We start from the raw sequence: 18,092 nt of genomic DNA, 5'->3' as shown, positions 1-18,092 counted from the left end.
GGAGTAGCTTTAAGTCAATACAATAGATAGTTCCATTTGGAACGATTAAAAAAGGCGGGGCACGATATGAAAGAGGAAAACGAAACAACCACTTATATGCAATTGATGCTGTCTTTTGCCGAAGTACAAAAAAACATGCTACGGATCATCCAACAGTCGGCGGCAGAAAAAGAACTGTCCATTCCTCAATACTCGATTGTGATGACGCTCTTCCGCTGCAGCAACATAACGCAAAAATCGATAGGTGCCCAGACTTTCCTGCCGAAAAGCACATTGAGCCAGGCGGTGGACGGATTGGCCAAGGAAGGCTATGTCATTCGGAAGCCGATGGAAAAAGACCGCCGCGAGATGTGCCTCGAACTAAGCGATTCAGGACTTGCGCTAGCCGAGGAGCTTCATCTGCAAGAAAAAGGCTTGCATCAATTGTTCAAGACAGCGAGCAGCCAGTTTACCGAGCGTCAAATCAAGGAACTGATTGCTGCGCATCGAAACATTTCAGCCAGTTTAACTAAGACGAAGCGACAGGGGGCAATAACATGCTCAAAATCCTAAAAAATCTGAGTCCATATAAATGGGTGGTTGTCGGTGTCATTGCTTTGGTGTTTGGCCAGTCGATGGCAGAACTGTTTTTGCCGACGTTGATGGCTGACATTATCGACAATGGGGTAGTGCAAGGAAATATTCCTTATATTTGGAGAATCGGCGGCTGGATGCTATTGGTTTCTGCAGTCGGTGCCGCAGCAGCCATTTTCGCCAGTTATTATTCCGCCAAAGCGGCAATGGGGCTTGGCCGCGATTTGCGCCAAAAAGTCTTTAAGCACGTTGGGCAATTTTCGCTGCAGGAGTTTGATGAAGTAGGGACTGCCTCGCTCATTACCCGGACGACAAATGACATTACACAAGTCCAGCAAGTCGTCATCATGATGCTGCGCATGGTCATCAGTGCGCCTATCATGTTGGTGGGGGGCTTAATCCTGGCGATTTCGAAAGATGCGCAGCTATCCTTAGTCATTGTCGGCGCGATGCCGATTTTGGCCGTGTCGATTCTGCTGATCTTGAAATACGGCATGCCGTTATTCCAGCAAGTACAGAAGCAGCTGGACGGCTTAAACTTGGTGGTGCGTGAAAATCTGACAGGCATACGGGTCATCCGCGCGTTCAACCGCGAAACGGAAGAAAAAGCGCGGATGCAAAAAGCCAACCGGGAGCTTGCGGATGTCTCCATCAAAGTCAATAAAGTCATGGCGTTTTTAATGCCGGTCATGATGCTGGTCATGAACATGACTGTTGTTGCCGTCATTTGGTTTGGCGGCATTCGCATTAATAACGGAGCTATGCAAATCGGGGATTTAATGGCGTTTATTCAATACGTCATGATGATTATGTTTGCACTTGTCATGGCATCCTTTATGTTCGTCATGATTCCGCGAGCTGCAGTGTCAGCGAAACGCATCAATGAGGTCCTGGAGATGCAGCCAGCATTCCAAGATGACGGCATAAAAAAAGCCGACCGGGAACGCGGCACCTTAGAGTTCGACGATGTGTCGTTTTATTACCCAGGGGCGTCTGAGCCGGCATTATCAAATATCAGCTTTACCGCAAAGCCTGGTGAAATTACTGCCTTGATCGGCGGGACTGGTTCCGGCAAGTCGACGCTGGTCAATTTGGTGCCACGTTTTTACGAAGCGACAAGCGGCACGATTCGTGTCAATGGAGTTGATATTCGGGAAGCTCCCCAACAAGAAATCCGTTCGAAAATCGGATTTGTGCCGCAGAAATCCGTCCTGTTTACAGGAACAATCGCCGACAATATTCGTTTCGGCAAGCAGGATGCGAGTCAAGCAGAGCTGGCTCAGGCGGCGCGCACCGCGCAAGCTGAGGAATTTATCCACAGAATGGCCGGCGGTTACGAAGCGGAAATCGAACAAGGGGGTTCGAATTTGTCAGGCGGACAGAAACAGCGCTTGTCGATTGCCCGCGCCTTGATTCGTAAACCAGACTTATACATTTTCGATGACAGTTTTTCAGCGCTTGATTACAAAACCGACGCCAAGCTACGCAAAGCGTTGAAAGACGAGACGAAAAACGCCACGGTGCTATTGGTGGCACAGCGCGTCAGTACAGTGGTCGACGCGGACCGCATCCTGGTGTTAGAAAATGGGCAAGTGGTCGGCATGGGGACCCATGATGAACTTTTGGAATCAAACGAAGTCTATCGTGAAATTGCCCTATCCCAATTGTCAGAGGAGGAGATCGCATGAGCCAAATGGGACCTCCACGCCCCGGAGCCAGTATGCCGGTGGAAAAAGCGAAAGATTTTAAAGGCACATTCCGCCGTCTTGTCTCTTATTTAAAGCCGCGCTGGAAAAAACTAGCGGCGGTCTTCGTCGTCGCAATTCTCAGTACGGTCTTCGCCATCGTCGGACCGAAAATTATGGGGATGGCCATCACAGAATTATTCGAAGGTGCCTATGGCCAATTGCAAGGCGTACCGGGTGGCGGCATCGACTTCGGCGTGATTGGGCAAATTCTTAGCGTGCTCGCTGGGCTTTATGTATTCAGTAGCTTGTTCAGCTACCTCCAGCAATACATGATGTCGACCGTAGCACAAGATACCGTCTATGATTTGCGCCAAGACGTCAATAAAAAGCTGGAGAAATTGCCGCTTGAGTATTTTGACGGCCGTCCGAATGGCGAAACCTTGAGCCGCATGACCAATGACATCGACACGATCGGCAGCACCTTGCAGCAAAGCTTGACGCAATTTATCACTTCGATCGTGACGCTTGTCGGGATTCTGGCTATGATGCTGACGATCAGCCCGTTATTGACCTTGATCGCGGTCGTGTCTTTGCCATTGTCGCTGTTTGTCATCGGGCCGATTTTGAAACGGTCGCAGAAATACTTCAGCAGCCAGCAAAAAAATCTCGGCCGACTCAATGGCCATGTCGAGGAAATGTATACCGGCCACCAAGTCGTCAAAGCGTTCGGCCATGAAGCCAAATCGAACGAGCAATTCGATGCGGTCAACGCTGAACTCTATGACGCCGGGCGCAAAGCGCAATTCATCTCCGGTATTATCATGCCGATGATGAGCTTGATTGGGAATTTGAGCTATGTGTTGATCAGCATCGTCGGCGGTGTGCTGGTTATCCAGCGTGCTATTTCGATTGGGGACATCCAGGCATTCATCACCTATTCCAAGCAATTCACCCAACCGATTACCCAGACGGCGAATATCGCCAATATTATCCAGTCGACAGTGGCGGCGGCGGAACGCGTGTTTGAATTATTGGACGAGAAAGAAGAGGTCGAAGAAGTCGCCACATCCGAATTGGCGCGGGCAAAAGGTGCCGTGGCATTCGAGGATGTCGACTTCGGTTATGACGACAGTTTGTTGATTGAAGGGATGAATATTGACGTCCAGCCAGGGCAAACGGTGGCAATTGTCGGTCCGACGGGTGCCGGCAAGACGACATTGATCAATTTATTGATGCGTTTCTACGAATTAAAAGGCGGCCGCATCACCATAGACGGCCTGGACTCGCGGGAGATGTCGCGCCGTGAGCTGCGCCATAATTTCGGCATGGTATTACAAGATACATGGCTTTTTAACGGTACAATTCGCAACAATATCAGCTATGGCAAGATCGGGGCTTCTGAAGAGGAAATCCAGGCAGCGGCTAAAGCGGCGCACGCCGATCATTTTATCCGAACTTTGCCGGATGGCTACGACACGGTGCTGAATCAGGAAGTATCGAATATTTCACAAGGGCAAAAGCAATTATTGACCATTGCCCGCGCAATTCTCGCCGATCCACCGATCATGATTCTGGATGAAGCGACATCCAGTGTGGATACGCGGACAGAAATCTTGATCCAGCAGGCAATGAACCGTTTAATGGCTGGGCGTACGAGCTTTGTCATTGCGCACCGGTTGTCGACGATCAAGCATGCCGATTTGATCCTCGTGATGGATCAAGGGAAAGTTATTGAACAAGGCACGCATCAACAGCTGCTTGACGAAGACGGGTTTTACGCGGATTTGTACCGCAGCCAGTTTTCGGCAAAAGTGGCCATCTAATTTTAAAAAAAGCCCCTGTGCATCATGCACAGGGGCTTTTCAGAGTGTTGAAGAAGTCCACATTTCGCTCTCAACTATAAAAGAGAGAACCTTTTCTATATCCAACATTCAATCTAGAAAGGTTTTTGGCTTTCGATGGTCAAAAACAACCCCCCATAATAAGAGTCGACTTTGAGAATCTCGAGCGGCGACCGGTTCACTAAATCGAGTGTATCGCGGTCTAGGTGGCAACCGTCGCATAGTCTTTTCCAAACAGGCGTCAAGGATTGTTGGGTTTTGCCCATGAGCGGCTGGTCCATTTTGACATGCTCGAACATCAGGATCTTGGCACCGGGTTTACTGACGCGATAGATTTCCTCGAGTGCTTTTACCGGGTCTGGTATCGTGCAGAATACCAAAGTCGCAACGACCGTATCAAAGCAACTATCGGCAAAGGGCAGTTTTTCGGCGACGGCCTCGTAAGTGCGGATCGGCGTCTTTGATTTTCGGATGCGCTTGTAGGCGTGTTTGCTCATGTCGGGATTCGGCTCAATGGCGTCGACTCGGTCGGCCCCTTGATAATAGCGGAAGTTCGCACCGGTACCGAAGCCGACTTCGAGCACATGCCCTTGTGCTTGCTGGACGAGATTTTTGCGTATCTTCTCAAAGCGGGTTTTTTCCAAAGGTTTCATGGCGGTGTCGTATATATGGGGCAAAAATCCAGCCATTGTGATCATCTCCTCTCTTACTGGATGGCGTCTTTCTATACCATACTCTTTTCCTGTTTAAGGTGTAACTTATTCCTGGAATAAACGATTATACAAAAACTATACAAGTAGTGTTTTTAAGCTTATGATGAAGGGAATAACAAGGATAATGGCGGGAGAGCGAAGAAAGCTCTATAGAACCATTTTCGTATGGATCAGGATACATATCTAAGAAAAAGGGGCGGTACATATATGGGGAAGGCGAAAAAATCCGTGATCGTAATCGGTGGCGGCCTGGGTGGCTTGTCGGCAGCGATTTCACTGCAGCAACAAGGCTATGAGGTAGCATTGTATGAAAAGAACGACCATATCGGCGGAAAAGTGAACCGTCTGGAGCGGGACGGTTTCGGCTTTGACCTGGGCCCGTCGATTTTGACGATGCCGCATATTTTCGACCGCTTATTCAAAGGCAGCGGGAAGAACATGGCGGATTATGTGCCCATGCAGCGCTTGGAACGCGAATGGCGTTCGTTTTTCCCGGACAGCACGGTGATCGATTTGTACCATGACCTTCATTTGATGGAGCGGGCAAATCCGGCTTTGTCGAAAAAGGACATGAAAGAGTATTACGCATTGCTCAAGTACGCGAAGAAAATTTACGAGACGACTGAGCGCAGCTATTTGAAAGAAGGTTTCGAGTCGCCAAAAGAGGCGGTCGCACAAAACGGCATCCTCGCGACCTTGACTGGCTTCGATTTGACCTCGACGATGTACAGCGCCATTTCGAAACGCATCAGCAATCCTCATTTGCGCGATATGCTGTCGTATTATGTCAAATACGTCGGCTCATCGCCGTACAGCGCGCCTGCTGTCCTCAATATGATGATTTACATGCAGCATGCGCAAGGCTGCTGGTACGTACCGGGCGGCATGCACAATTTGGCAGGCGGCATGGAAAAGCTCGCCCGTGAAATCGGCGTCGACATCCATACCGGCATGGGCGTCATCCGTGCTTTAACGAGTGCTGAAGGCCGAATTACAGGGGTCGAACTTGAAGACGGCTCTTTCCAAAAAGCGGATTATTACGTATCGAATATGGAAGTTATCCCGTTCTACCGGAAAATGGTCAAGGCAGAGCATGAGTTTGTCGAGGGGCTCGAGAAGAAATACGAACCGGCAAGTTCTGGGCTCGTCTTGCATCTCGGCGTCAAGAAAACCTATCCGCAGTTGAACCACCATAATTTCTTCTTTTCGGACAATTTGAAAGAGCAGATGGACAAAGTGTTCGAGCGCCACGAGTTGCCGGATGACCCAACGATCTACCTCGTTAACGTCAATAAAACCGACCCGACGCAAGCACCAGAAGGACATGAGAACATCAAAATCCTGCCGCATATTCCGTATATCCAAGATAATCCGTTCACTCCGGAACAATACCGGGAATTTGAAGACCGCGTCATCGACAAGCTCGAACGCATGGGGCTTGAGGGGTTGCGTGAAAACATCGTGGTGCGCGATGTCTGGACGCCGCATGACATTGAGCGTATTTACGGTTCGGACCGTGGCGCCATTTACGGCACAGTTTCCGATAAGAATCAAAACGGCGGATTCAAACACAAAAAGCAAAGCGAACTCTACGACAATCTGTATTTTGTCGGAGGCACCGTCAATCCAGGCGGCGGCATGCCGATGGTCACATTGAGCGGCCAGCAAGTAAGCGACAAGATTATTAAACGTGACAACGCCAGCAAATAAAAGAAAGTCGCTTATACGCATAAATTGAACGATCATAAGACAAGCGGTGCCGATGACCTTCAAAAGTCCTCGGCACCGCCTGTTTATGGTTATACCAGTTTCACTGGAAGTTCACGAACGCCGCGGACAATCATGCCCGGACGCCATTCGAGTTCATCTTCCGGAACGGCAAGTGTCATTTCAGGGAAGCGTTTCAACAGCCCGTCGATGGCCGTCTGCCCTTCCAGACGTGCGAGCGGGGCGCCCAGACAAAAATGGATGCCTTTGCCAAACGCCAAATGAGCACTTTTTTCGCGGTGAATATCGAACAGTTCGGGATGGTCGAATTGTTCGGGATCGTGATTCGCAGCGTTCAAGGCCACAATCACCAAATCGCCGCGATGGATGGTTTTCCCGCCGTATTCGATTTCTTCTGCGGCCCATCTCGACGTACTGAATTCGACTGGTCCGTTCAAGCGCAGCGACTCTTCAATGGCAGGGCCGATCAGCTCAGGCTGAACGCATAATTCGTGCTGCTGTTCGGGATGCTTCAAAAGCGTAAGCACGGTGTTGCCGATCAGGTTGACGGTCGTTTCATGCCCCGCAATGATGAGTAGGGAGACCAAACCGTATAATTCTTTTTCCGTCAGCCGGTCGCCCGCTTCTTCTGCCTCGATCAAACGGCTGATCAAGTCGTCGCCCGGTTCCTTCCGAACTTTGGCGAACCATTCGCCGAGGTAGTGGATAAATTCATTCATATGTTCATAGACGCTAACGCCCGCTTCGCCGCTCGTTCCTTCGATAAGCGAGTTCGACCAAATGCGGAATTTATCGCGGTCTTGTGATGGCACGCCTAAAATCTCGCAAATGACAATGATCGGCAGCGGAAAAGCAAATTCGTCGATCAAATTCACAGTCGATTGGCCTTCGAATCCATCGAGCAGTTCGTCGGTGATTTCCTGGATGCGCGGCTTCATGCCTTCGATCATTTTCGGCGTAAAGGCTTTTTGGGCGAGTCCCCGAAGCCGCTTATGGTCCGGTGGGTCAGAAAACAGCATATTCTGTGCGAATACACTCATCTCGTCCATGCTGCCGCCAAAGAGCTTCGAAAAATCTTTGATAAAGCGCGGGTCTTTCAGTATGGCTTCTGCATCCGCGTAGCGCGTCACGAGCCATCCGAGCTGCCCGTCCGGAAAGCGTACCTGGTGCACGGGGTCTTCTTCGCGCAGCCGTTCGTAGGCAGGGTAAGGGTTTTTGGTGAACTCGGGGCTGAATAATTTCTGTTCGTCTTGATCATGCAAGTTCATTGAAAAGCCTCCTTTGTAGTCTATACCCCTGGACGGACAGCTTTTACTCGCCGATTCGCGATTCTTTTCATTCCACCGTAATCCTGCCGTTACTCGATAGCAGTTGAATCAGTACATCGCCATCGCCGAATATAGTTGCTTCGTTGTCACGTCCGTAAATATCGATGCTGCCATTATCGACACGTGCTTCGATGAGGGCGTTTGCGGGTTCTGTCTCTGTCTGGATTTCAATGCGCCCATTGTCTGTCTCGAAATCAATAGGCAAGTCGAGCGTCTCTGCAGTCAACTCAATGCGCCCGTTATTTGTGCGGGCAGTCAGTTCTCCAGCTACTTCACTGAAGACAAGGCGGCCATTGGATGAACGGGCGTTTATATCGGCTTGTGTCGCTGTTATTTCGATACGGCCATTGTCAGTTTCTGCTTCAATTGTCTCGCTGTCTACAGAATCCAAAACAAGGCGCCCGTTGTTTGTGCTGAGCCACAGTTCGTCGGTCTGGATGCCATTGACAACGATGCGCCCGTTGTCGCTATTTGCCGTTAATGAGGAAAGGCCGCTAGCCGGTACGAAAACTTCCACCACGAAAGAGCGATTAAAGTCGAAATGGAAAAGCGGGGAGCGATCTTCCACTTCGATCGTTAATAGGCCACCTGTAACTTCTTCATTCATCTTGTAGTTATCACTGTTGCCAGAAAGTACGAAGTGGGTGGTAGCGTCCTCGCTTGGCCTAATGTCCAGCCGTGCATTTTCCAATTGGACTTCGATTGCATCAATGGTTTCATCGTAGTTTCGTTCTTCTAGCACCTCCAGGCTTTCAGGTCCCGAATTGTAGACAAGGTATAGCACAATGCCTATCCCTAATAAAAACAAGCTGGCGATGATCAGCAATACCCTTAAAAAAACTTTCATGATGAGCGTCTCCTTTCAATTGGATATCCATGAGGGAGGGCAGTTTTATGTATGGAACGACAGTTGCATTTATTTTACTATAAATATCAGAAAAGTCAGTTAATTTAGCGTAAAACGTGCTATATTATACATATAAGAACCTGGAAAAAGAATAGCTGTTGCTGGCTAAACGGAAAGCAGATGGCAAGGGAGGATGCCGATATGTGGAATGTGAGCAATACGATTTTCATCGATCGCCGGGTCCGAGAAGTTTACACCTTTGGCACGAATCCAAAACTCTGGTATCAATGGTATGCCGGATTGTCCGAGGCGGAAGACTTGATTGGTATCGGCAAAAAAGGCACCAGTATGAATTTGAAATATTATTTTTTCGGGAGAAGCCTGGCTTTGCACGTATTGGTCGTGGAAAATGCTCCAAGTGGAGATGGCTATATCTGGCGCTGCATTTTCAGCGGCGCTTTTGATGGCACTCAAACGTGGCGCTACATTCCCAAAGACGGTGGCACAGAAGTCCAGTTTGAAATGGATTACGAGTTGCCCGGCAGCATACTCGGAATACTGGCGAATACGATTTACATCAAGAAACTGATGTACAACTCCGTTGAGCAGACTTTGCGGAATTTAAAGGATATTAGCGAGAGCGATTGAGTGGCGTTCGCGGAAAAGAAACGGCGGCAATCGGTTGGGGAAAGAGATAGCGAAGTGGCAAGAAGGTGCGTTGGGACGATTATGCAGCTTGCTTGGCAAATAAAAAGGCGTGGAGAGACGAATTCGTTTCTCCGCGCCTTTTCTATTTGGGAGGAAGTCCCATCGAGCGGTGCAATTCCGAGCGGATGCGAGAGATATGTTCATTCATTAATTGACTAGCTCGCTCGCGATTGCCACTTTCAATCGCCAAATAAATCTCTTCGTGTTCATGATAAGTTTCCTGATGCCGTTCAGCCTCGGTAAAACGATGACGCCGTGTAGCCCGGATATTTTCTTCCAATCGTTTTGCAAGAGTTTCCATCAAGTCGATCAATAATTGATTTTGGGTCGCGTTCGCGACGTGCAAGTGGAAATCTACATCAGCCTGGACGCCGAGTTCGGGATCAGTCGCCGCCAAGGCCATTTGCCCGAGCACTTCGCGGATCGCCAGCAAGTTCTCAGGCGTCGCTCGCTGTGCTGCGAGAGAAGCGGCTTCGACTTCGAACGCCCGCCGGAGCTCGAGCATATCATCGATGTATTGAATTTCTGCCGCATCGATGCGGCTGCCGAGCTCGTTGCCGAGTATATCGCGCTTGGTCTCGGCGAGAAAGCTGCCGCCGCCTTGCCGGATTTCGAGAAAGCCTTTGCTTTCCAATCCCTTTAATGCCTCACGGACAGAATTGCGGCTGACGCCGAACAAGCTCGCCAAATCACGCTCAGAAGGAAGCCGGCCGCCTGGGGGGATGTTGTTCTCCAAGCACAATGTTTGGATTTGTTCGATGACTAATTCATAGGTGCGTTTTTTCGGATTTACTAACACAGAACTCTCTCCCTGCTGACTGGTTTAATGGGGTCTCTTTCTATCATACCGAAAGAAATCCAAAATGTCTGAAAATGCACATTGAACTTTTCAGATTATTATGTATAATTGGTTTAATTGGTAGGACCAATTTCCAGGGGTGTTAAGATGCATCGGTGTGTATGCATGCTGGTGTAAGACTTTTGGTAAGGCATCGCAATCGATATTCCACAAAGCAGCTAGCTTTCCCAGGGATTAGTTCAGCACTTTGTCAAAACGGAGTTGGAAAGCCCTCTCCGTTTCTGCTCCCCAAGGAGTCTGCGCTGTTTTGCTCCATATCTAATAATTAGTATTTATTAAGAGTGGAAGGCGGTGACTCCTGCGGGAGCAGTAACGGAGCACAGCGACGGAGCGACATGAGTCTGTGCCCTGGCAGCTGGCTGCGCGACGTCCTGTCGCGCCAGCTGCATGACCCACATCCTGTGGGCCCGAAAGCGTCCGCCTGGAACGATTCAATAAGCTTTTCCCTATTATAATTTTGAAATTAAGTTTATATCGTGTGAATAACCAAAAAGGAGCGGAATGCAATGGCAATTCTTCAACAGGAGAAGATCCTGCACAATTTAGCGGAATTTCTAACAAGCGAACAAATCAGTGTCAATGAGACAATCAAGGAACTGCACGGCAGGGATGAATCCTACCATGCTATGCAATTGCCGGACATCGTCGTATTTCCCGAAACAGCAGAACAAGTATCGAGTATCATGAAGCTGTCACAACAACACGCGATTCCCATCATACCATTCGGACTTGGCTCCAGCCTCGAAGGCCATGTCATTCCGGAACAGGGCGGCATTACCATTGACTTTTCTTTAATGAATAAAGTGCTGCATGTGGATGCGGAGGATTTTCTTGTCACGGTCCAGCCCGGTGTCACGAGAACGCAATTGAATAAGGAATTAAAAAAACACGGTTTGTTCTTTACTGTCGACCCAGGTGCGGATGCGACACTAGGCGGCATGGCGGCGACCAATGCGAGCGGCACGACGTCCGTCAAATACGGTGTCATGCGCGACCAGGTGCGCGACTTGGAAGTGGTCATGGCGGACGGCACCATCCTCCATACCGGCAATAAAGCGGCGAAATCATCTTCCGGGCTTCATTTGAACGGCTTGTTCGTCGGCTCCGAAGGGACGCTTGGCTGCTTTACGGAACTGACCTTGAAAGTATATGGCGTTCCTGAATTCATTACGGCAGCACGTGCTTCTTTCCCGAGCGTGACAGATGCGGTCGAAGCGGTCGTCTCGATTTTGCAGGCAGGCATCCCGATCGCCCGCGTGGAACTTGTTGATGAGCAGTCGATGAGGCAAGTGAATGACTACAATGAGACCGCTTACTTGGAAAAACCGACTTTGTTCTTGGAGTTCCATGGCAATGAAGCGGGACTCCAGCAAGATGTGGAGTTCATGGAAGAAATCGTTCAAGGGCATGCGTGCGAAGACATCGCTTTTGAGACCGATACCGCAGCGCGCAATCAATTATGGGAAGCGCGCCATACTTTGGCCTATGCCTATATCCACAGCTACCCTGGCAAAAAGATGATGGTCACCGATGTCTGCTTGCCGATTTCAGAACTCGCAGGTGCAGTGGGCCATGCACGGGAAAACCTGCAAGCGCTCGGGCTTCCGGGCGGCATTGTTGGCCATGTCGGCGATGGCAATTTCCACGCGCTGATCATGATGAATATGGAAGACGTTGATGAAGTAGCGCGTGCCCAGGAATTCAACGGACGCATCGTCGAGTATGCACTCGAACGCGGCGGCACATGCACAGGCGAGCACGGCGTCGGTCTTGGCAAACAAAAGTATCAGCAACAAGAACACGGAGCGGCGCTTGGGGTCATGGAAAAAATCAAACAAGCGCTCGATCCTCATAATCTATTGAATCCCGGCAAAAACATAAAAATAGAGACAAAGGAGACGATGAAATGAACGTATTGCAATCATTGAGTGCGATCGCTGGAAAGTATTTTGCGGTGTGGGTCATCCTGGCGGCCTTGCTGGCATTTTTCCTGCCTGAAGTGTTTATCGGATTTGGCGCCTATATTACGATTCTGCTAGGCGTCGTCATGTTCGGGATGGGCTTGACACTTAAGCCAGTGGATTTTAAAATCATCGCCAAAAGCCCACTGCCGGTATTCGTAGGGGTAGCGGCGCAGTTTCTTGTCATGCCCCTGGCGGCGTTTGCTATCGCATATGTGTTGAATTTGCCTCCTGAACTTGCGGCAGGCCTTGTACTTCTCGGCTGTGTGCCAGGCGGTACGGCATCGAACGTCATGGTGTATTTAGCAAAAGGCAATTTGGCTTTGTCGGTCGCGATGACTTCCTTGTCGACTTTGATGGCGCCGATCATGACACCGCTATTATTGCTATTGCTCGCAGGACAATGGCTGCCGGTCGATCCTGTATCGATGTTCACTTCTATCATCCAAGTGATCATCTTGCCGATTGCGCTCGGGATTCTTGTCCAGCGCTTATTTCCGAAAGTGGTCGCGAAAAGCATTTCGGTCGTGCCGCTCATTTCGGTGGCCGCGATTCTCATTATTGTCACGGCCGTTACTGCCGCCAATGCGCAAAACGTTATCAGTTCCGGCTTTATCGTCTTCCTCGCGGTATTTTTGCATAATAGCTTCGGCTTGACGCTCGGCTATGTGATCGCGATGCTCATGGGCCTCAGCGAAACAGACCGCCGTGCAATTTCACTCGAAGTCGGCATGCAGAACTCGGGACTGGGGGTGGCTTTAGCAACTGCCCACTTCAGTCCGCTCGCTGCGCTGCCAAGTGTATGGGGCGCCATCTGGCACAATATTTCAGGACCCATACTGGCGACAATCTGGTCGAAAAAACCAGCTGCAGCACCTAATAAAGAAAACCCGGAACTCGCCTCAAGGATCAAGCCAGTAGTCGATTCTGACTAAATAACGCATACGCAAAATCGCCACAGACCTGGCACCGCTTGTTCGTCGTAAAGGACAAGCTGTGCCAGTTCATCTGTGGCGATTTTTGGTTTTAGTCGATGATGATCGCTTTGCCTTGTTGGCGAAGCGACGTTAAGGAGTCGAACATATGCTGGATCTGCTCGTCGCTATGGCGTTCCCAGGAAGCGAGTTCGGCGACGATCTTCAAAGGCTCTTTGGAACGATAGGAACGTGTCGGGTTTCCAGGAAAACGCTTGTCGGTCAAATTCGGATCATTTTCGAATTCGCCTGTCGGCTCGACGACGTAGATCCGCTCCGGAAAATCCGAGATAGCGAGTTCAGCACCCCATTTTGCGGCTTCAAGCGTCGCGGTGAAATAGATATAATTGGATTTCTTGTCCTGGAAATTGGAAGGCTTGTGCACTTCCAGCAAATCTCCGACTGCGAGTTGTGCTTTCGTTCCGTGGAAAAAGGGGCCGGGGTCTAATGCAGCAGAATGGTTGTCCAAAACATTTTCCTCCTCAGCGTTTTTCTTGAGTATAAACGATATTGACAGGCATAGCCGAAAAAACTCGATGAATGAATGTAAAATTAAACGTAGCAAGCAGAATCATTTGAACATTTAAAATCATTAATGTACATTTGTACTTACAACTGAACATTTGTTCAAAAGGTGGTGAGATTCAAATGACAGACGAGTTGAAGATGCTGTACCAAGTCGCCCGCATGTATTACGAAGATAATTTAACGCAAGGGCAAATTGCCACGGAACTAGAAATCAACCGGGTGACGGTCAGTCGGATGTTGAAGAAAATCCGTGACAAAGGCATTGTCCAAATTCACATCAATTATGATGCCTATCAGAATTCAGGATTAGCCCATAAGTTGAAAGAAGCCTATCAACTTCAAGACGTGGTGATTGTCCCCGATTGGCCAGGCCATTCTGAAGAGAATCAACTGAAAGAGCTGGGCCAAGCTGGTGCCAAGTATTTGGCTGAACGGGTGAAGCCGGAAGATACTGTCGGATTTTCATGGGGAACCGCTCTTGCGGCTACGGTGGAAGCATTGGATTCGAGCGCTTCAATGGGAAATGTGATGTGCGTGCCGTTGATCGGCGGGCCTGATGGGGAAATGGAAAGCCGTTATCATGCAAATAGCATCGTGTATGATGCAGCAAGAAAATGGAAAGGTTTCTCCAAGCTGATCGATGTTCCGGCTATCGTCGAGAACGCTGACATTAGGAAATCTTTAACTGCCAGTGAGCATTTCAAGGAAATTGAAGATCTATGGAAAAGACTGAGCATTGCTGTGGTTGGGATAGGATCGCCGCTTATCAGCGATGGAACCAACTGGCGCGCCTTTTACGGGCCAGCTTTTGAAGGAAAAGGCACCAAACCTGAAGTTGCGGGAGACATTTGCTCTAATTTCTACACGTTTTCAGGAGAAGTGTTACATACGGAATTGTCCAAGAGAACAATTTCAGTCAGTATGCAGCACCTGCAGCAGGCAGACTGTACGATTGGTATCGCCCATTCTTTGCGGAAAAAAGAGGCGATTCGTGTCGCACTTGAAGCCGGATTTTTGGACGTATTGGTGACGACCGAACAGACAGCTAAGGAATTGATGAAGGTTCAAGAAACCGAAAGGAGAGACAGTAAATGAAATCACTCAATTGGGGATTAATCGGTCCAGGAAGCATTGCTGAAGAATTCGCGGATGCATTACAAGAAGTGAATGGCAGTATATTTGGTGTTTGGGGGAGGAACTTAGAGAAAGCTAATGCTTTTGCGGCTCGTTCAAATGTGCAAAATGTTTACGAAAAACTGGACGACATGCTTCAAGATGAACGGGTAGATGTCGTTTACATTTCAACGCCTCATCCGCTGCATTACCAATTTATCAAGTCCGCCTTAGAACATGGAAAACACGTGCTATGCGAAAAAGCGATCACGATGAATGCGCGGCAATTAGATGAACTCATCGGGTTGGCGACTGCCAAAGGTGTTGTGTTAGCCGAAGCCATGACCCTCTTCTATATGCCGATTTATCAGAAGTTGGAGGAACTCATTCAACAGGGAACAATCGGTACAGTGAAAACCATCAATGTGACATTCGGCAGCTGTAAAGAAAATGATTCGCAAAATCGGTTTTTCAATCCCGATCTTGGAGGCGGCGGACTATTGGATATTGGCACATATGCCTTGTCTTTCGCCCGGTTTTTCCTTTCTTCTCAACCAGAGGAATTACATACGACAGTCAAGAAGCACGAAACGGGTGTAGATGAACAGTCCGGGATTATATTGAAAACTGAACAGCAGGAACTGGCGGTTATCAGTCTGGCGATGCGCGCGAAAATGCCGAAACGCGGGATTGTTGCTGGAGATCTCGGTTTTATAACAGTGGATGACTTTCCGCGTGCAGACCGTGCCACCATTACGTACACCGCTACTGGGGAAGTAGAAACCATTGAAGCAGGCGATAGCTCAAAAGCCCTTCAATATGAAATCGAAAGAATGACAGAACTAATCGCTCAGCCACAAACTAATTGGGCCATGGCGCTTTCTGTGGATGTGATGCATTTGATGGATAAAACACGCGAAAATTGGAATTTAAGTTACGAGCTTGAATGACAGCTCTTGTGCGCGTAATTAAAAATTTGAACGGAAGGGATGACAGAACATGACAAGAGGAATTGACCATATCGGAATGACGGTGCCATCAATCGAGGAGGCCACGCGTTTTTTCAAGGAGGCCTTTGAAGCACAGGTTAGTTATGATGTGCAACGGCCAGAGCAGCAGCCGATGGAAGGCGAAGAAGTGGAACAACAACTCGATCTGCCTTCCGGTAGAAAAATCGTTCACATGCGCTTGTTGCGCCTTGGCAATGGCCCATCTATCGAATTGTTCGAACTGGCAGCGAGCCCAAACCAGCCGGCTGCTGGAATTGCAGACATGGGCTTGCATCACTTCGCCCTATATGTAGATGATATCGAAGAAGCGTCCGAGCGCATCCAGCAAGCTGGAGGAAGCTTGCTATCTGAACCGCATCCGCTTGCAGGAGTGGAAGATGGGAAAGGGAACCGTGGAGTTTACGGGAAAACGCCTTGGGGAAGTTTAGTGGAGTTGATCGTTTATCCAAGTGGAATCGATTATCCCAAAGACAGTGAGGCGACAAGATGGACGCCAGATCAATCAAATTGACACCCGTAGACGCATATAAATATTTAATAGCAAGTGCCTAAAGCGGGTTGCTTTCGTTTACCCCTTTGTCCAGCGGGTAGACAAATAAAACAATACATATTAGAAGAGGTGTTCACTGATGAAAAACGGCGTGACAATCAAACATAAACTCGGCCTCGGGACAGCGCCGCTTGGCAATATGTTCCGTGAAGTACCGGAAGACGAAGCGATGGCGACGATCGAATCGGCCTGGAACGAAGGCATACGTTATTTCGACACGGCGCCATTTTACGGGGCGGGACTTGCAGAACTGCGGCTCGGCGATATCTTGTCTTCTTATGAGCGAGACGACTATTTAATCAGCACGAAAGTCGGGCGCATCGTACTGGATGAGGAAGAAGACAAAGAAGGGCTATTTGAATTCGGCCGCAAGAATAAAATCCTGACCGATTACACGGAATCAGGCACGCTGCGCTCAATTGAAGACAGCTTGAAGCGGCTGAAAACAGACCGCTTAGACATGGTCTATGTGCACGATATCTCGCCGGACTTTCTTGGTGATGAATGGGTCACGAAATTCGATGAAGCACGGACAGGCGCCTTCAAAGTGCTCGACCGCCTAAGAGACGAAGGCGTCATTAAAGCATGGGGGCTCGGCGTCAATACGACGACACCAATCGAAGTCGCACTCGAATTAGAACACGCACATCCTGATTTGAGTTTGTCTGCGACGCAGTATACGCTTTTGCAGCATGAGCGAGCGTTAGAGCGTATGATGCCGCTAGCTGAGAAAACAGAGGGCGGCCTGGTCATCGGTTCGGCATTCAACTCCGGTGCCTTACTTGGCGGCGACCATTTCGATTACGCAGAAATCACACCGGAAATCAAAGAGCGGGTGGCGCGCTTTAACGACGTCGCTCAAAACCACGGCGTGCAATTAAAAGATGCCGCGCTGCAATTTTCAACGGCGCATCCAGCAGTCAAGGCGGTCGTCACCGGTTCGACACGTCCAGACCGCATCAAGGAAGACTTGGCGGCCATGACAGCTGACATCCCGTCTGCCTTCTGGGACGAACTTGTCGACAAAGGACTGGTTTCTCCGAAAGCTGTCTTGCCGAAAAAATGAAAGTGAAGTAGAGAGTAATTCAAGGTTCTGGCCTACAAGCCGGAACCTTTTTTGTGCATGAATGGATTTTGCGAATTGACCATTTGGTATAATAGGGATTAATGACAAGAACTGGAGGCTAACAATGAGAAGCTCGGCTAATTTATTAACGGTGCCATTTATTGTAATCCTTATTTTTTTATTGGGTGCTTGCACCAACGATGATGGACCGGAAACGCTCGAGATTGAACATCGTGGGGGATACGAAGGCGTACTTGTTTCTAGCACCTATTCTTCTGGCCAAACGGCAGGCTATGAAGAAACCTTCATCGAAGGGCCGGAAAAAGCCGATGAATTGATCGATCGCTTGAACGGAACAGAGCTGATCCAAGCGAGTGAAGCGGAATTGCAGGAGAGTGAAGAGCTGCTTGAGCAGCCTGGCAGCTACCGGATGATGCTCTACAATATGCCTGCAGCTGACCGCATGGACGACCCGACGTATTTGATTCATTTTTATAAGGATGGAACGATTCAAGTGAACCAGGAAGGCGTTACGTATTTTCTTTATGATGCGCCGGAGAACTTGCTGGAACAATTAAAACAACAATGGAATATCAGCTTCTAAA

17 protein-coding genes are annotated in these 18,092 nt (G+C 49.2%); 12 read left to right on the top strand and 5 right to left on the bottom strand.

The window, feature by feature from the left end:
* Nucleotides 1-66 precede the first annotated feature (66 nt).
* Genes AY633_RS09570 through AY633_RS09560 form a run of 3 tightly spaced genes read left to right on the top strand, consistent with a single transcriptional unit; the run spans nt 67 to nt 4,084 of the window.
* A complete protein-coding gene (locus AY633_RS09570) occupies nt 67-552 on the top strand; it encodes a MarR family winged helix-turn-helix transcriptional regulator (protein WP_068488152.1) in 486 nt (161 codons plus the stop codon).
* Entirely contained in the window at nt 537-2,261 is a 1,725-nt protein-coding gene (locus tag AY633_RS09565) for an ABC transporter ATP-binding protein (protein ID WP_068488151.1), read from the top strand. Before AY633_RS09570 ends, AY633_RS09565 begins: the two co-directional genes overlap by 16 nt.
* Nucleotides 2,258-4,084 carry an ABC transporter ATP-binding protein gene (locus AY633_RS09560; protein ID WP_068488150.1) on the top strand — a complete coding sequence of 609 codons (1,827 nt, stop codon included), beginning with the start codon at nt 2,258-2,260 and terminating at the stop codon, nt 4,082-4,084. Before AY633_RS09565 ends, AY633_RS09560 begins: the two co-directional genes overlap by 4 nt.
* A gap of 113 nt (nt 4,085-4,197) precedes the next feature.
* On the opposite strand, the gene AY633_RS09555 is transcribed toward AY633_RS09560, so the two are convergent.
* On the bottom strand, nt 4,198-4,791 hold the full coding sequence (locus tag AY633_RS09555; protein WP_068488149.1) for a class I SAM-dependent methyltransferase: 594 nt from the start codon (nt 4,789-4,791) through the stop codon (nt 4,198-4,200).
* A 231-nt stretch (nt 4,792-5,022) separates the two neighbouring features.
* On the opposite strand from AY633_RS09555, the gene AY633_RS09550 reads away from it, so the two are divergent.
* Entirely contained in the window at nt 5,023-6,525 is a 1,503-nt protein-coding gene (locus tag AY633_RS09550) for a phytoene desaturase family protein (protein WP_068488148.1), read from the top strand.
* A gap of 89 nt (nt 6,526-6,614) precedes the next feature.
* On the opposite strand, the gene AY633_RS09545 is transcribed toward AY633_RS09550, so the two are convergent.
* Together AY633_RS09545 and AY633_RS09540 are read right to left on the bottom strand one after the other, a co-directional pair.
* Complete coding sequence (locus AY633_RS09545; RefSeq protein ID WP_068488147.1) at nt 6,615-7,811, bottom strand: cytochrome P450 family protein; 1,197 nt, start codon at nt 7,809-7,811, stop codon at nt 6,615-6,617.
* Nucleotides 7,812-7,878: 67 nt separating this feature from the next.
* Nucleotides 7,879-8,718 (bottom strand): DUF4097 family beta strand repeat-containing protein, encoded by an 840-nt coding sequence (locus AY633_RS09540; RefSeq protein ID WP_068488146.1) that lies wholly within the window; start codon nt 8,716-8,718, stop codon nt 7,879-7,881.
* 201 nt (nt 8,719-8,919) lie between these two features.
* Here AY633_RS09540 and AY633_RS09535 point away from each other — a divergent pair, with 201 nt between their 5' ends.
* On the top strand, nt 8,920-9,366 hold the full coding sequence (locus tag AY633_RS09535; RefSeq protein ID WP_068488145.1) for an SRPBCC family protein: 447 nt from the start codon (nt 8,920-8,922) through the stop codon (nt 9,364-9,366).
* 142 nt (nt 9,367-9,508) lie between these two features.
* Here AY633_RS09535 and AY633_RS09530 read toward each other — a convergent pair whose 3' ends face one another.
* Nucleotides 9,509-10,225 (bottom strand): FadR/GntR family transcriptional regulator, encoded by a 717-nt coding sequence (locus tag AY633_RS09530; protein WP_082799227.1) that lies wholly within the window; start codon nt 10,223-10,225, stop codon nt 9,509-9,511.
* A gap of 566 nt (nt 10,226-10,791) precedes the next feature.
* Here AY633_RS09530 and AY633_RS09525 point away from each other — a divergent pair.
* Complete coding sequence (locus AY633_RS09525) at nt 10,792-12,195, top strand: FAD-binding oxidoreductase (RefSeq protein ID WP_068488144.1); 1,404 nt, start codon at nt 10,792-10,794, stop codon at nt 12,193-12,195.
* Nucleotides 12,192-13,181, top strand: a complete 990-nt coding sequence (locus AY633_RS09520) for a bile acid:sodium symporter family protein (protein WP_068488143.1) — start codon at nt 12,192-12,194, stop codon at nt 13,179-13,181. The genes AY633_RS09525 and AY633_RS09520 overlap by 4 nt, the downstream gene beginning before the upstream one ends.
* A 91-nt stretch (nt 13,182-13,272) precedes the next feature.
* Here the strand turns inward: AY633_RS09520 and arr are convergent, their stop codons facing one another.
* Nucleotides 13,273-13,689, bottom strand: coding sequence for an NAD(+)--rifampin ADP-ribosyltransferase (gene arr / locus AY633_RS09515; RefSeq protein WP_068488142.1), 417 nt, complete (start codon nt 13,687-13,689; stop codon nt 13,273-13,275).
* Nucleotides 13,690-13,868: 179 nt separating this feature from the next.
* Between arr and AY633_RS09510 the strand changes: the two genes are divergently transcribed.
* The 5 genes from AY633_RS09510 (at nt 13,869) to AY633_RS09490 (ending at nt 18,091) form a co-directional block, all read left to right on the top strand.
* Entirely contained in the window at nt 13,869-14,843 is a 975-nt protein-coding gene (locus tag AY633_RS09510; RefSeq protein ID WP_260804552.1) for a sugar-binding transcriptional regulator, read from the top strand.
* Nucleotides 14,840-15,811: a Gfo/Idh/MocA family protein gene (locus AY633_RS09505; RefSeq protein WP_068488141.1), complete on the top strand. Its 972-nt coding sequence runs from the start codon at nt 14,840-14,842 to the stop codon at nt 15,809-15,811. The genes AY633_RS09510 and AY633_RS09505 overlap by 4 nt, the downstream gene beginning before the upstream one ends.
* A gap of 49 nt (nt 15,812-15,860) precedes the next feature.
* A complete protein-coding gene (locus AY633_RS09500) occupies nt 15,861-16,382 on the top strand; it encodes a VOC family protein (protein WP_068488140.1) in 522 nt (173 codons plus the stop codon).
* A gap of 118 nt (nt 16,383-16,500) precedes the next feature.
* Nucleotides 16,501-17,487 carry an aldo/keto reductase gene (locus AY633_RS09495; RefSeq protein WP_068488139.1) on the top strand — a complete coding sequence of 329 codons (987 nt, stop codon included), beginning with the start codon at nt 16,501-16,503 and terminating at the stop codon, nt 17,485-17,487.
* Nucleotides 17,488-17,611: 124 nt separating this feature from the next.
* Entirely contained in the window at nt 17,612-18,091 is a 480-nt protein-coding gene (locus AY633_RS09490) for a hypothetical protein (RefSeq protein ID WP_068488138.1), read from the top strand.
* The last annotated feature ends 1 nt before the right edge of the window (nt 18,092 follow it).

The sequence above is a fragment of the Planococcus maritimus genome (genome assembly GCF_001592825.1).
In the GTDB taxonomy this organism is placed as follows: domain Bacteria; phylum Bacillota; class Bacilli; order Bacillales_A; family Planococcaceae; genus Planococcus; species Planococcus maritimus_C.
Note: the sequence above shows the minus strand (reverse complement) of the source record. Positions and strands in the feature narration are given on the sequence as shown.